At 35.0% G+C, this 14,732-nt stretch carries 11 protein-coding genes; 8 read left to right on the top strand and 3 right to left on the bottom strand.

Translation table 11 applies throughout. The annotated features are described in order from the left end of the window. Nucleotides 1-335 precede the first annotated feature (335 nt). The 8 genes from FNW52_RS12980 (at nt 336) to FNW52_RS12945 (ending at nt 10,466) form a co-directional block, all read left to right on the top strand. Entirely contained in the window at nt 336-3,221 is a 2,886-nt protein-coding gene (locus tag FNW52_RS12980; RefSeq protein WP_185965976.1) for a metallophosphoesterase, read from the top strand. 159 nt (nt 3,222-3,380) lie between these two features. Beyond that, nucleotides 3,381-3,956 (top strand): DJ-1/PfpI family protein, encoded by a 576-nt coding sequence (locus tag FNW52_RS12975; protein WP_143377898.1) that lies wholly within the window; start codon nt 3,381-3,383, stop codon nt 3,954-3,956. A gap of 209 nt (nt 3,957-4,165) precedes the next feature. Next, nucleotides 4,166-4,672 carry a GNAT family N-acetyltransferase gene (locus FNW52_RS12970; RefSeq protein WP_143377897.1) on the top strand — a complete coding sequence of 169 codons (507 nt, stop codon included), beginning with the start codon at nt 4,166-4,168 and terminating at the stop codon, nt 4,670-4,672. Between the two features lie 53 nt (nt 4,673-4,725). Then, nucleotides 4,726-5,190 (top strand): DUF962 domain-containing protein, encoded by a 465-nt coding sequence (locus tag FNW52_RS12965; RefSeq protein ID WP_143377896.1) that lies wholly within the window; start codon nt 4,726-4,728, stop codon nt 5,188-5,190. Nucleotides 5,191-5,508: 318 nt separating this feature from the next. Further along, nucleotides 5,509-6,111 carry an HD domain-containing protein gene (locus FNW52_RS12960; RefSeq protein ID WP_143377895.1) on the top strand — a complete coding sequence of 201 codons (603 nt, stop codon included), beginning with the start codon at nt 5,509-5,511 and terminating at the stop codon, nt 6,109-6,111. An 888-nt stretch (nt 6,112-6,999) separates the two neighbouring features. Next, nucleotides 7,000-7,425, top strand: a complete 426-nt coding sequence (locus FNW52_RS12955) for a DUF3995 domain-containing protein (RefSeq protein WP_143377894.1) — start codon at nt 7,000-7,002, stop codon at nt 7,423-7,425. Nucleotides 7,426-7,760: 335 nt separating this feature from the next. After that, a complete protein-coding gene (locus tag FNW52_RS12950) occupies nt 7,761-8,483 on the top strand; it encodes a hypothetical protein (RefSeq protein WP_143377893.1) in 723 nt (240 codons plus the stop codon). A 441-nt stretch (nt 8,484-8,924) separates the two neighbouring features. Then, nucleotides 8,925-10,466, top strand: a complete 1,542-nt coding sequence (locus tag FNW52_RS12945) for a hypothetical protein (protein WP_143377892.1) — start codon at nt 8,925-8,927, stop codon at nt 10,464-10,466. Nucleotides 10,467-10,725: 259 nt separating this feature from the next. Here FNW52_RS12945 and FNW52_RS12940 read toward each other — a convergent pair whose 3' ends face one another. From FNW52_RS12940 to FNW52_RS12930, 3 genes are all read right to left on the bottom strand, one after another. Continuing rightward, nucleotides 10,726-12,015, bottom strand: a complete 1,290-nt coding sequence (locus tag FNW52_RS12940) for a metallophosphoesterase (RefSeq protein ID WP_143377891.1) — start codon at nt 12,013-12,015, stop codon at nt 10,726-10,728. An 83-nt stretch (nt 12,016-12,098) separates the two neighbouring features. Then, nucleotides 12,099-12,527: a hypothetical protein gene (locus FNW52_RS12935; RefSeq protein WP_143377890.1), complete on the bottom strand. Its 429-nt coding sequence runs from the start codon at nt 12,525-12,527 to the stop codon at nt 12,099-12,101. A 664-nt stretch (nt 12,528-13,191) separates the two neighbouring features. After that, nucleotides 13,192-14,712, bottom strand: a complete 1,521-nt coding sequence (locus FNW52_RS12930; RefSeq protein ID WP_143377889.1) for a BBE domain-containing protein — start codon at nt 14,710-14,712, stop codon at nt 13,192-13,194. Nucleotides 14,713-14,732: the final 20 nt, after the last annotated feature.

The following is a 14,732-nucleotide window of genomic DNA, read 5'->3' as shown; positions in this document are numbered from 1 at the left end:
TAGGGTAATCCTCAATTGCCATTTTTTTTATTTCAAAGATACATTTATCCCTAACATGTGCGAAGGGGATAAGCAGTTTAATTCTTTAAAATTTAAGGGAATTCGTGGCTAAATTTTTATCTAATCATTTGTTCTCACACGATAAGACTACGAAAGGATGAGATCTCTTTTTTTTCTTTAAAACAAAACATAAAACACTAATAACTAAATACTTATATTTTATTAAAAATAAATAATCCATTAAAATTATTGCAGAAAATAAAATAACACTCTCTAGAATTTAAGTAACTTTATAGTAGATTGTTACAAAAGAGTCAATTTAATCCCTGATGATTATGAAAAAGATATTCATTACTTTATTATTTGTTTTATTGTTTTCTACAGTTATTGCTCAAACGGTTTCCATTATTCCACAAAACGGATCCTGGAAATATCTAGACAATGGAAGCAATCAGGGTACTGCATGGCGGGCAACTACTTTTAATGATGCCGCTTGGCCAAGTGGAAATGCCGAATTGGGCTATGGAGATGGTGGAGAAGCTACCGTAGTAAGTTATGGCTCCAACGCTTCTAATAGGTACCGCACTACTTATTTTAGAAAAGCTTTTTCTGTATCAGCCCCAACTAATTATTCAATGTTTACATTAGGTCTCCTACGCGATGATGGCGCGGTAATCTACTTAAACGGAGTTGAGGTTGTTAGAAGCAATATGCCCACAGGGACTATTGATTACACCAAATTGGCCAGTTCGGCAGTCAGTGGAACAAACGAATCTACTTTTTATACATTCACTTTAAATCCTTCCTCTTTTGTTGCAGGAAATAATGTATTGGCGGTAGAAATTCATCAGGCTGCTATAAACAGCAGTGATTTAAGTTTTAATTTAAAATTGGATGCAACTTCAGTTTCAGCAACATGTGCAACACCATCATCTCTTACTGCTTCATCCATAACAGCAACAACAGCCTCACTTTCTTGGTCATCTATTGTAGGAGCTACAAGTTATAACATTCAATACCGTGTAGTTGGAGCTTCAACATGGACAACCACTACTGCTACAATTACCTCCAAATCATTAACGGGGTTGTCAGCCAATAACAACTACGAATATCAAGTTCAGGCTGTATGTTCAGTTACAGGAGCATATAGTGCAACGGCAAATTTCACAACACTTACTGCTGCTGGAAACGATGCTCTCATTGCTGCAAACTCATCCTGGAAATATTTAGACAACGGAACCAATCAGGGTACAGCATGGCGAGCTACTGCTTTTAATGATGCTGCCTGGGCAAGCGGAAATGCTGAATTAGGTTATGGAGATGGAGGCGAAGCTACTGTGTTAAGTTATGGACCTTCTTCCACAGCTAAATACATCACTACTTATTTCAGAAAATCATTCTCAGTTACCAATCCTGCTACATACACAACACTAGCATTAGATGTAGTGCGAGATGACGGAATTGTTGTTTATATAAATGGGACTGAAGTTTATCGCAACAATATGCCAACCTCAACGATTGCCTACACTACTTTATCAACAGTTTCAGTTGGTGGTGCTGATGAATCGGCTTGGATTACCACTATATTAAATACAAGCGCTCTTGTTTTGGGCACCAATGTTATGGCTGTGGAAATTCATCAGCAAGCAGCAACTAGTACCGATATCAGTTTTAATGCGCGCTTAAATGCTTCGAGTACTGTAGTAACGCCAGTGGTTACCCGTGGTGCTTACCTGCAAAAACTAACTCCTAATGGGATTACCATACGTTGGCGTACTGATTTACCTTGCAATAGTACTGTACAATACGGAACAAGCACCGCTTACGGCAATACAACCAGCGATGCAACTCTGGCTACAGAACATATTGTTACATTAACTGGATTAACACCTGCCACAAACTATTTTTATTCAATAGGTACTTCATCCCAAGCATTGCAAGGCGATGCGAAAAATAATTTTTATACCGCCCCTTCAATAGGAAGCACAGCTCCAATTCGGATTTGGGCTATTGGCGATTTTGGAAACGGTTCTACGCAACAAACCGCCGTGCGAAACGCCTACACAACTTATACCGGAACAACACCTACCAATTTATGGGTTTGGTTAGGTGACAATGCGTATTCTAACGGAACTGATCTAGAATTTCAAAATTACGTGTTTGCTCAATATCCAGATCAATTTAAAAGCTTTCCCCTGTTTCCCTCTCCAGGAAATCATGACTATGCTGGAACTGGTTACCAAAGCACAAATTCACTTACCACCAATTTCCCGTACTTCTCTATTTTTTCTGTTCCACAAAATGCCGAAGCTGGTGGTGTGGTATCCAATACACCTAAATATTACTCCTATAATTATGGTAACATTCATTTTATTTCATTAGATAGTTATGGCGCATTAAACAATAGTTCAAGCCCTATGTATCAATGGCTCAATAACGATTTGGCCGCTAATAGTCAACGATGGACGGTGGTTTATTTTCATCACGCCCCCTATGCATTAGGTTCGAGTAACAGCAATACAGGTGTCGAACTCATAGACATGCGCACCAATATTATTCCGTTGCTCGAAAGTTATCATGTGGATGTAGTGCTTGCTGGGCATTCTCACAGCAACGAAAGGAGTTATTTGATTAAAGGGCATTATGGTTTATCAACCACTTTTACGCAAGCCATGAAGGTTAGCACTGCCACAAATACCTTTACAAAAACACCGCCGTATGATGGAACTATTTACGCAGTTTGTGGTACATCTGGACAAAACCCAGGGGCTACACAATCTGGTTACCCAATGCCATGCATGTACTTTAATAACAACACCAATAATTGTTCGTTGGTGATTGATGTAAGTGGTGATAACCTTTCCTGCAAATACCTTGCGAGTACTGGAACTGTGGTTGACCAGTTTAGCATTACAAAAAGTGGAGCGAGTAAAATAGCATCAACAACCACAAAAAAAGAGGCAGATTTAATCCATGTTTACTCTTTTGAAAACACATTAAATGTAAATTATTTTTTAAGCGAGAATGCTAATGTCAAAATTGATTTGTTTAACGCTTTGGGACAAAAAATCATTTCATTTGACCAAATCCCTACCTATCAGTTAAAAGGTAATTACAATTTTGAATTTCCTTTGTCAAAAAAAATAGCTAAAGGCCTTTATTTTATAATCGTTACGGTTAACGGAAAACCGATTGTAAAAAAAGCATATGAACTGAAGTGATACATTTACCTAACACAAGTTACAATTCTAAAAATCAAATTAATAAACCTTTTTTCTTAACTTTATAGAAAACAAAATCAGATTCTACTTAACCAATACCTTTGTAGAATTCTGATTTTTTAATTTTTTAAAAATTGTATTAATTTAAAATTCTAAGAAATGAAAAAAGTATTGTTCTTAACTGGTGACTTTACCGAAGATTATGAAACTATGGTTCCGTTCCAGATGTTAGAAATGGTAGGTTATACTGTTCATACCGTTTGTCCCAACAAAAAAAAGGGAGACACTATAAAAACTGCTATTCATGATTTTGAAGGAGATCAAACCTATACCGAAAAACCTGGGCACAACTTTGCGTTGAATTATAGTTTTGATGACGTAAAAGTGGGCGACTATAACGGATTGGTCATTGCGGGAGGAAGAGCCCCGGAATATTTGAGATTGAACGAAAAAGTGATTGAAATGGTCCAACATTTTTTCACCACCAACAAACCAGTGGCCGCCATTTGCCACGGTATTCAGATTTTAACCGCTGCCGGTGTTGTCAAAGGACGAAAACTAACCGCTTATCCTGCAGTTGGACCAGAAGTAACATTGGCGGGTGGAGAATTTCAATCCATTCCTGTAGATGAGGCATTTGTAGATGGCAACCTTGTTACCTCGCCAGCTTGGCCTGCTCATCCAAGTTTCATCAGAGAATTTCTGAAAATCATGGGAGCAAAAATTGAAATTTAAAATGTATTTCTAATAGTTCTTCAAATATAAAAGCTTGAAGAATCTATTTCAATAACAACACATAAGAACTACAACCAAAGATAATTTTGTTGTAGTTTTTTTTTACCTTTGAATACTATTAATACACCTCAAAATTAAAAAGTCTCACTAATTAAGTATACTCATTTCGTTCTAAAAACAGTCAAAATACCAGATATAAATTACTATACATGATTACAACAGCAACACTAGAAGATGTTTCAGCTTTAGAAAAATTAATAAATTCAGCCTACCGTGGCGAAACTTCTAAACAAGGATGGACTACTGAAGCCAACCTTTTAGAGGGTAAAAGGATTACCGAAGATGAACTATCGAAAACTATTCAAAATAAAGAAAATACAATTCTCAAGTTTGCGGAAAATAATCGGATTATGGGTTGCGTATTACTGGTTAAAAAAGAGAATCAATTGTATTTAGGAATGCTTACCGTTTCGCCCGAATTGCAAAATAGCGGCATCGGCAAAAAATTATTGCAAGAAGCAGAAATCTATGCTTTAACATTGGGATTACCCAAAATTATAATGACCGTTATCTCCATTCGGGAGGAATTGATTGCCTGGTATAAACGCCACGGCTATGCAGACACTGGAGTTAGAGAGCCATTCCCACTAAACGATACGGATGCAATTATTGGAAAACAACCATTGGAGTTTATTGTAATGGAAAAAATAATTTAGCACTTTTAATCTAGTTGCATATTATTTTATAAATTAGGAAAAAATATAAACTTATGAAAACACTAGATCAATGGTTTGAAGAATACGAAGTAAGTCATCAAAATCCAAAAAACAAAGCGATACATTACATCTGTGTTCCAGCTATTTTCTTTTCTATTGTGGGTCTATTAATGAGTATTCCGAGTTCTTTTTTAAGCAACTTATTACACCTCAACCAACCTATTATAGAAAATTGGGCTTTTGTTGTCTTACTTTTTGTTTTACTCTTTTATATCCGATTATCATTTGCCATGGCAATCAAAATAGCTGTTTTTTCATTCCTATGTCTGGCCCTTAACTTTTATATCGGACAGCTCTTCCCCCTTTGGGCATTTTCAATTGGCATTTTCGTTATTGCTTGGATTGGTCAATTTTATGGACATAACATCGAAGGAAAAAAACCATCATTTCTTAAAGACATTCAATTTTTAATGATTGGGCCAGCCTGGGTTGTACAAAATTTATTTTCTAAAAAATAATGAGTTTATAAAATGACGCCTTTAATGGAACACCCCATCAAAGTTGTTTTTAACCCATCTGTAAGATTTGTTTTCTTTATGTATTCATACCTTCTGAATTATCCAACAAAAAATAGAAATCAATAAATTAAATCGGAATTTCAAAGCAATAAAATAGTCTTAAAGATCAATTTTTCTTAAATTTACATAGCAATCCACTGTACTTAAATATCGTATACTATTGCAAAAACACAAATCACAAATAAAGAATGACAATATCATATTGCTTCGCCTGTTCGCTATCGCTAGAGTTCACTAAAAAGCAAATATTATCTACAAATGAAAAACTGGGATTTACTGTGTCATACCGTAATTGATACTTTAATAGAGAAATTAGCATCTTATCTAACCTATCATGACTGGAAACGCACAGAACATATTATAAAAATGGCAGAATACATTGCGCATCAGGAACACATTCCCGAAGAAGATATTTTGCTTATCAAGACAGCCGCATTGTTTCATGATTCTGGTTTTATTACCAGTACTAGCGAAGGGCACAAACAAGAAAGTATTCGCCTTGCAAAAATTAAGCTCCCTGAATTTGACTATACCAAACAAGAAATCGAACTCATTGCGGGAATGATTCAAGCCACTTCGATTCCTCAAGCACCCAAAACTAAATTAGAATGCATTCTTGCCGATGCCGAACTCGAATACCTGGGAACAGACACCTTCAAGTACATTGGCAACAAACTGTATCAGGAGATAAAACATTCAAATCCAAATTTAAGCCTAGAAGAATGGAACGAGATACAAATTAAGTTTATGCAAGCCCACGTTTATCACACTCCCTATTGCATTCAAAACAGAACTCCCAAAAAAGAAGAAAATCTCGAGTTACTTATTCAGCAAAGAAATAATTTTGGTAAATCAGAATAAAAAACACTCCAAAGTCATATTTTGGGCGTAACCCCCACTAGAAAAAAGGGCAACTTTTAGCACCGCCTATACGCCCTTTCTTCTAGTGGCGGTCGGGCTATACATGCTACTTCGGTAGCTTACTTCTATCCCTTACGCGCTTACAAGACCTTTAAGGTAAATGAGAAGAACTTACTTTTTTAAGACCAAAAGTATTCCGTAATTATAAAATCATCACGGTTATTTGTAAGTATTTTTTATTACTTTTGAAAAAAGTGTAAAACGAAGCAAACCTTTGTTAATCTATCCAATAATTAGGAGTAGATGTGAAGGTTTGTTTCGCATATAAACGAGTTGTACCTCATTGCTCCTTGGAATCGACTCATTTTGTGTTTATTAGACTTCCAAACTTTGAGATTTTTATAATATAGAATCCGAGCTGAACGAGGTAGCCAAGCTGACTCAAATTAGAATTTTATACGAAGCGGACAAACAAGCGTGAATCACTTTGTGGAAAATTGAAGTCGGAATATTTTTGTCAATTTATTTTGTGGATTATTTGAAAGTTCTAAACTTAAGTCTGTAAAGCCGAAAATATTTGAAACGGAAATTGGAAGGCGGAAAAACTTGGCGCAATAGAAATCGATTATTGGAATGACTAATCTTATGTGCTTAGCGTGCGTGTCACAACGAGGTATAATCGAGTAGACGGCTCCGCCAGAAACTGACGGAGTGCGCCTCTCACACCACCGTACGTACGGGTCTCGTATACGGCGGTTCGCAAAGTGATGGGTTGAGTTCCATGTAAATATTCAATATTTAAAAACAGATTAGGAGTTTGGTTGCGCAATAAGAATATGAATCAGCCGACAAAAAACAAATGAATATATTCTTTAATTTAAACTAATTATGACTACAACAATCGCAAGCATTCTATTTTTAATTTTTCTATTTATTTCTGCAATTCACTTTTATTGGGCATTTGGCGGTACTTGGGGAAGTTATTCGGTATTACCAACAAAAGAAAACAACGAAAAAGCATTAAATCCGAGCATTTTAGCAACAGTAATAGTTGCATTTGGAGCATTAGGTTTTGGACTATTTATTTTAGTCAAATCAGGTGTTTTAGCATTTAATTTGCCCTATTGGCTAAACCAATATGGACTTTGGATTGTAGCCAGTATTTTCATCTTACGCGCCATTGGGGATTTTAATTATGTTGGATTTTTCAAAAAAATCAAACAAACAAAATTTGGAAAAAGCGACACAAAATACTTTTCGCCTTTATGTTTACTAATAGGAATATTGACACTGATTTTAGAACTAAACACATAAAAATTTTGGCAAATAAGTATGCAATGCGATAGATACGATACTTGGTCAAACATTTTCTTGAATGAAGACCATCTAAAAAGATTTGTAGGTAATTTGAAACGATGGGGTACTTATAATAATTTAAAAATGGAATAATACTGCTTAATTGATGGTAACCAAATGGCCTACTACTACTGAGGTTATGAGCTATTGCATTTTTTGGATTCAATAAAAAGTCGGTTTTGTATTTGATAATTTAGTGCTTTCCGAAAAATAAATAGTATTTTAGCCCCCAAAGCTCGTGTAACAGCGAAACGTTCTGATAGCGTTAACAAAATTAATTCAAATCAGCCAAAATGAAGAAACACACCCTATCAATAATTGATGATTCAATACAAGATTACCCAATAAAGATTGCCGATTTATTGCCCGATTCAGAGTCCCGTTTGGATTCTATAGAAATGAAACACAAACCTCTCGGGGATTCCAACATTCCGTATAGAGACTTAACTAGCCCTGCGAGTAAACGAGAAACTATAGGTCAACTCATTGATAAACTAGATGTTGAGAAAAGCATTCGATACCAAAGAACCATAGAAGACACCTATTGTAATGTGTACTCTTACGATTATTGCCATTTCTGCAAAGTGTATCTTCCTACTGTTTGGTGGACGGATGAATCCCTAGAAAAAATAGCCGAAGGACAAGCTGTAGAAGCTGTTTTTGAAGAAACCGTTGACCGCATTTACTCCAGTGCCATACACGATTGGTTTTTAGAATATGGAACCGATTTTGGTTGGGAAAGAATGTTTACTGCTGACGAAATTCAAAATAAAGTGAACACCAACGGAGGAATTGGAATAATTTGTGCCAAAAGAAAAGAAAAAGGACTGTCAGGGCATATCGTTCCCGTTGTACCCGAAACAGATTTGCATAGCGCCTACAGAGAGAATGGTGTTGTGGTTTATCCGCTGCAATCTCAAGCAGGAAAAGCGAATTACAACTACTTTTCGGAGGTTAAAAAAGACTGGTGGAATGACGAGTTATACTCCTCTTATGTCTTCTATTACCATGAATAAATCGAAAAGTTAATCTTACTTCTCAAATATTTTTAATTATTATTGATTTCCAGCACATTAACTACTTGGAAATGACATAATAATGAAGTACTTTTGCAACTTAGAAAAAACAAGGATAGCAAAAGCAGCAATCAGGCTATTCATCCGCTTAAATTACTGATACAAAATCGATTAAAACAAATTGTGATTTTATAACTGTCCTATAAAATTATACTTTTTTATCAATCATTCAGTCTATTGAAGTGCAAAATCTCTAAAACAGAAATATAATTCCTATAGTTTAAAAAGTAAAAGCAAACTTTTTTTAATGGATAAAAAACAATTATGTTTAATCCTTAAAAGAAAACTTAAACCTGATTTACAATAGATTACATAGTGTTTCTAAATAAAAACAATACCTTTTAAAAGATCAATTAACCATAAAAAAAAGAATTAGTATAAATGAACGAAAATCAGACAAAAAAATATTATTGGGGAATTGGATTAGAAAACGAAACCTACATGCAGTTTGAAGAATCCTTAATAGTAACTGGTGAATTTATACAAGAAAAAATTGGTTTTGAGAAATACAGTATTGATTACAGAAAATGCTATAAACCGGAAAGCTTAGCTCCTATATTGAAAAAGGCTTTTGGCTTGAATAAAAATTATAAAGTGAGCAGAATGATTAATAGTCATTCCCTTGAAAAACTGGATATAAACTACCAGCACAAAACAGTATCAGCAGTAGATTTATTAGTTGACGCTACCGAAACAGCTGAAGTGATCCCACCAATAGAAAACCCTGAATATCTAGGAAAATCCATCATGGAACTTTTTCTTGAGGATCAACCGTACAACATTCAAAGTATGATTACCCAAAGAAATAAAACGATGGGATCCGTACATTTTGATGGCGATTCTATCGAATTTGTTACCAAATATTTTGAAAATAGAACGATAGCCGATTCTTGCAAAGAGCTAAAAGCCACCAAAAAGTTATTCCTTGACAAAATCAATGAATCATCTGTACTAAACGGAAAACTGAACTTTCCAGATTATAACAATGGTCTTAATATGTTCATGACCAATCAGGAAAACCTTGTTTTGTTTAACAATGGCACGTACCATTTTCACATTACCTTGCCTTCACTTACAGAAGATAGCCGAATTGTAGATTACAATGACTTTGACAAAACACACTCCAATGCCATTTATTTACTGCAATGGTTTGAACCGTTTTTTATAGCCACTCTAGGAAGCCCTGATATTATGGGAGTAATAAGTGATAAATATAGCTTAGACAAAAAATTTACTTTGGGTTCTATGAGAAACGCGATGTCTCGTTACATAGGCGTAGGAACGTTTAACAAAGCGATGCCTAAAGGAAAAATTCTAACCTACAATGTAGACGATTTTAGAAAACTACTAAAATTTGAAAAAGAAGAAAACATTTGGTGGAGAGATCAGATTGAAGTAGACATGGAATACGAATTGCTTTCGGAAGTGGGTCTTGATTTCAATCAGGAAAAAATGTACCAAAGTGGTTTTGAATTTAGAAGTTTTGATGAGTTTCCGGCAGAGTACTTAAATGATGTTCTTTTTTCTATTATTTTAATCTGTGAACATGCTCTAAATCTACCCGATGTTCAATGGGGACATGATAGTATTGCTTGGAATAATTTAGTTTTTAAAACTTTAAAAAACGGTTATTTAACTGAAATAAACGAAGACGAAAAGAACGAAGTTTTAGAGTTATTACAGCTATTAAATCCATCTGACAGTAACTACAACACACTCAAAACCGAATTTGAAGCTATTGTAATGCTGGATGAATTTTTCTTTAAAATTTTGGCAGTTTTACACGAAAAGTACAAAGACAACAATGTATGTTTGGATTCCATGTATGGGCAAAAAACAAGTTCTCCTCCAAAATGGGACAACTTCAATAAATACCAAACAGAGCAACATTTGCAACAAATAGGGTCTTTTTGTACTAATTAAAAATGCCTTTCCTTAATAATCCTAAAAAGTTTCACTGTCCCATAGCTAGGTCAGGGTGCACAACAAATTGTATTTCTTAGGGGATTTTTAAAAATCTGCTTAATCTGCGTGAAAAATTGTCACGTAGATTAAGCCGATTTACACAGATTCGATTGATTAATTTACCATAAAAACAATCGTTTCTTACTCAAACAGATTGTGTTTTTTTTTTAAGATGCAATTTATCATGCATCTTTTATGGTGCATACACTGTAATTTATTATTCTAACTTTAATTCCTTCTCATTTTGAAATTGTAATGAGACATCCTCAAAATCAATTGATTGAGTCCATCGCAGATCTCCATTCTCAGAGAAAAGCGTTTCGGTTATACTAGTACCGTTTAAAAGCAAACTCAGATAACCATTCAGAACTCGTTCTGGATATTCGGGGTCATTGGCAGATTCACTCTCTGACCATATAACTGTATCCCCAATAGCTACGTTTAAGTCAGAGGCAATTCCATAAGGTATTGCGCCATGTCCAATACAACGGCTCGGAAGATCTATAGCAGATAAGTCACTATAAACTACCGCATTATGTTCATGACCGAAATACCAGAAAGCAGGTGAGTCAAAGTGGTTCTCGATTAAAATGGAATTAACCTCCCCGAATAAGTTGGAAACAACCTTTCCTGAAAGATCAACAGGTTGATGATGTGTAATAATAATAATTTTTCGATTATCGGTTCGACCTAATACATTCTTCAACCAGACTGCCTGCTCTCCTTCTTTTGAACCGATAGAACCTACATTATAAAAATCTCCCGTTGCATAATAGGCAGAATCTAAGGCTATGATTAGCCAGTTCTTGTTTTGCAATGCAAAATAACTCGCTCCTTTTTGCAATGGGCATAATTCAGGCAAAATTGCATAGTAGTTATGGTTACCACAATACATTTCATGATTACCAGGAATGGCAAAAGTACCTGATTTCCCTTTTGGCCAAATCTTCACTAAATTATCTTTCATTTCACCCTTTGTTCCACTATAATAAGTGTCCCCAATATGGATCGTATAGTCTGGCTGGCTTCCCAACATTTGAACAGCCACTTTTTTTGCTGGAGTATCGTTTTCTCGCCAGTATCCTGTACCCCAGTCCCCAGCAATAGCAATATTTACATCATCTGGAATAGAAATAACTTGAGCATTTTTCCCAAAGGGAGCTTTATTATTTTTGTATTTAAAATAATTTGCTGCGGATGATGCCCATTCAAGATCTAATTGTTCATATTTTTTATTTCCCCAAATTTGACCTTTGGAGTCTACTTTAGATTTCGAATGCTTCAAAGCTTGCGTAATCTTCAAGGGAGATCCTTCACCAAGCAATGTTTTTACCATTATAAGTTCTGGATAACTAATTGTTTTGGCAGGCATATTTCCTTGTAAAATGGCACACGCCTCCTGATGCGCTTTATTTACTAAAAGTTCAAGCTTATCTATTTCTGTAGATGTCAATTGATCTTTTACTTGACTCCATTTTTCTCTAAATGATTTATTATCTAAATCCATATCTCTTATATTTTTATCATTTGGGGGGAAACAAAAAATCTAAAGCCTTAAAAAAGACTTTAGATTTTTTTAAGTAAAGAATATTAAGCTTCTTCCATCTCATTTTTAGCAACTTCTTCCATGGTAACAGTACAATGACTACCTAAAATATTTCCATAAAGAGCCTTACTCTCCTTATCATCTGTACTGCGACTCAAACATTTTCCTGTAAAATGACTACTAATTATCATCTGTAATTCTTGATTCTCAATTCTCCAGGCACATATAGATGATGAATCAACACTAAATGTAGGTTTCACAATTTGTATTCTAGAAGAAGCTGCCTTAACATCCATATAAGATTCTTTTGTTCCAGTCAATTTGAAATAAAAAGTATTACTTTCATTTTTATATTTTTCAAGATCAAACTTGGCGGCCTCAGATCTACTTCCGCCACCATAAAACACCTCTCCTTTTAACGTTACATAACCAAAGTCTTTCCCGTTGTCTGATATTTTTAAAATTTTTGACATAATTTATTTCTTTTTAAGATTATGATATAAATCCATCTCTTGTTTCTCAATCAATAGTGATCTTTATACCCATGCATTTTTCCTGTGCAAGTCAAGTCGTTTATTTAAGTGGGTTCTGCTCCACTGTTTTATTATTCTACCAATAAACTCAGTTCTCACAAACCATAAATCCGTACTAATTTTTCTTCTTTAGAATATCCTATTCTAGGTACGCTTGGTATTATATTGATACATTTATTGATTACTTACTATTTCCTTCTTTGGCCAAAGTCAGACTATCAAACCCATTTTATAATTTACCGATTATCATACTGATACGATTCACTTTAAATCCTTTTGTTTGATATTGTAAATGTAGAAAGAAGAAATCAGGGAAAATATATCACGGTATTTCACGTAGAATAATTCAAGTGATAAGACCTTATACCATGAGATATTAGTCTATTTTAAAACGCAAAAAGCACCTCCTTAATAAAGAGATGCTTTTTGTGATTAAAAATTAAAAATTGCCTTTATAACAGACTTTACGAAAACTTTTTAACGACCCATATTTAAGCTTTCTTAAACCTCTGTTATTAAATTAAATCGAATCCAAGGAAAAACTTGCTGCTTTTGCTCTTTCATAGAATCGCAAAAAAAGTAGTTGCTACAAAATTCCCTTCAATCAAATCAAAGGGATTGATTGTTCATTATTAAAATAATTGTTTGGATCCCATCTGCGCTTCACTGCTTTCAAACGATCAAGATTTTCAAGGAAATACAATTCCATAGCTCCTTGTTTACCTACAAGTTCATTTAAGTCGGCATCGGGATAATTGTAATAACAGCCATCTACATTATTTGTGGGGTCTAATTTTGGGTTAGGAGTGCCTCCTGTCTTTTTGTACACGGCACCATAGAACTCGCGAATCCAACTTAAATATTTTGGATCATCTTTTTCAAATGTCCAATACGTTTGGTACTGTAGTTTGAATATTGAATCCCGCTGTGCAATGGCTGTGGCATTTGAATCTACATTATTTATTCTTCCTCCGTAGGAATCAACCTGCAACAAACTTTGTGTCATATCTGTTTTGGAGAGTCCTTTTGGTATTTTTTGAAGTTGATTAAAAATCACTTTGGCATCTCGCTTACTAAACTTTTTACGCATATAGGCCGACTTGTATTTCCCTCTTTGATTCACTCCGGAACCATTCAAGGTTTGCGTTGCTTCGTAATATGTATAGAGTATTGTATTGGTTGACATCTCGGAAGGGACGTGCGCTCCATGTCCAAATATGGGTCTTCTAGCAATTCTGTGCTCACAAATTTCAGTTAGCTCTTTGGACTGCTTTTCAATGAGGGCTTTATTTCTTTTTAATGCTTCGTCGTTATTCTCCGTTGCTGTTTGAATCAATAGATGAATCTCCCCATTTGCTTTATGGTTGAGTTTAAACAAACCGAATTGATTCCAATTGTCATTATTTAATGAAAATTCCTCGTACCATTCGAGGAGTTTGTAAAGTGTTTTCGCGGATAAATGCTTCCATTGAAAAGCGTAAGTGGTCAGAAAAGCACATTCAGGCGAGTCTGGAAGATTTTTAAAAAAGTATTTCGTGATCACGCCGAAATTACCACCACCACCACCACAATGCGCCCAAAACAAATCTTGTTCATCTCCAATGGAATCTTTTGAAACATAAATAGTGCGTGCAGGTTGATCTTTTTTGTCTTTTACTACCAATTCAACCCCCGTCAACCAATCAACCGTAAGTCCATTTAAACGGGATAAAAGGCCGTATCCACCACCACAAATATGACCTCCCAATCCTACTGAATAACAAGATCCAGCGGGAAGAACTTTACCAAAATCCCGGAATAAACTCTTAAAGGCTTCCCAATTGTTTCCTCCTGCACCTAAGTAATAGCCCCGACCTTCATCATAGCCTGCGTCGTCTAGAGCGGTTACATCCAAAATAGCTTTGGTGTCTTCGTTGAAAACAAAATTTTCATAGCAATGTCCTCCGCATTTAACTTTCACATCCTTATCAAAACGACTTATTGCTTCCTCTAGTGCAGCTTCAGTGCCATCCGCATTTTCACACAGATAGACCACATTACAATTATTAGCATACCAACGTTGATTAAACCCTTGCTTAAAACTTGGGAAACGTGAATCATTTTCTTCTACGGATACTTTTTTCATACTGATTTTTATTAATTTCT

The sequence above is a fragment of the Flavobacterium sp. ZT3R18 genome, assembly GCF_007097385.1.
Lineage (GTDB): Bacteria > Bacteroidota > Bacteroidia > Flavobacteriales > Flavobacteriaceae > Flavobacterium.
Note: the sequence above shows the minus strand (reverse complement) of the source record. Positions and strands in the feature narration are given on the sequence as shown.

Bases quoted from the DNA above. Each gene is read 5' to 3' on its own strand.
- FNW52_RS12980 (WP_185965976.1), top strand. From the start codon at position 336: ATGAAAAAGATATTCATTACTTTATTATTTGTTTTATTGTTTTCTACA.
- FNW52_RS12975 (WP_143377898.1), top strand. From the start codon at position 3,381: ATGAAAAAAGTATTGTTCTTAACTGGTGACTTTACCGAAGATTATGAA.
- FNW52_RS12970 (WP_143377897.1), top strand. From the start codon at position 4,166: ATGATTACAACAGCAACACTAGAAGATGTTTCAGCTTTAGAAAAATTA.
- FNW52_RS12965 (WP_143377896.1), top strand. From the start codon at position 4,726: ATGAAAACACTAGATCAATGGTTTGAAGAATACGAAGTAAGTCATCAA.
- FNW52_RS12960 (WP_143377895.1), top strand. From the start codon at position 5,509: ATGAAAAACTGGGATTTACTGTGTCATACCGTAATTGATACTTTAATA.
- FNW52_RS12955 (WP_143377894.1), top strand. From the start codon at position 7,000: ATGACTACAACAATCGCAAGCATTCTATTTTTAATTTTTCTATTTATT.
- FNW52_RS12950 (WP_143377893.1), top strand. From the start codon at position 7,761: ATGAAGAAACACACCCTATCAATAATTGATGATTCAATACAAGATTAC.
- FNW52_RS12945 (WP_143377892.1), top strand. From the start codon at position 8,925: ATGAACGAAAATCAGACAAAAAAATATTATTGGGGAATTGGATTAGAA.
- FNW52_RS12940 (WP_143377891.1), bottom strand. From the start codon at position 12,015: ATGGATTTAGATAATAAATCATTTAGAGAAAAATGGAGTCAAGTAAAA.
- FNW52_RS12935 (WP_143377890.1), bottom strand. From the start codon at position 12,527: ATGTCAAAAATTTTAAAAATATCAGACAACGGGAAAGACTTTGGTTAT.
- FNW52_RS12930 (WP_143377889.1), bottom strand. From the start codon at position 14,712: ATGAAAAAAGTATCCGTAGAAGAAAATGATTCACGTTTCCCAAGTTTT.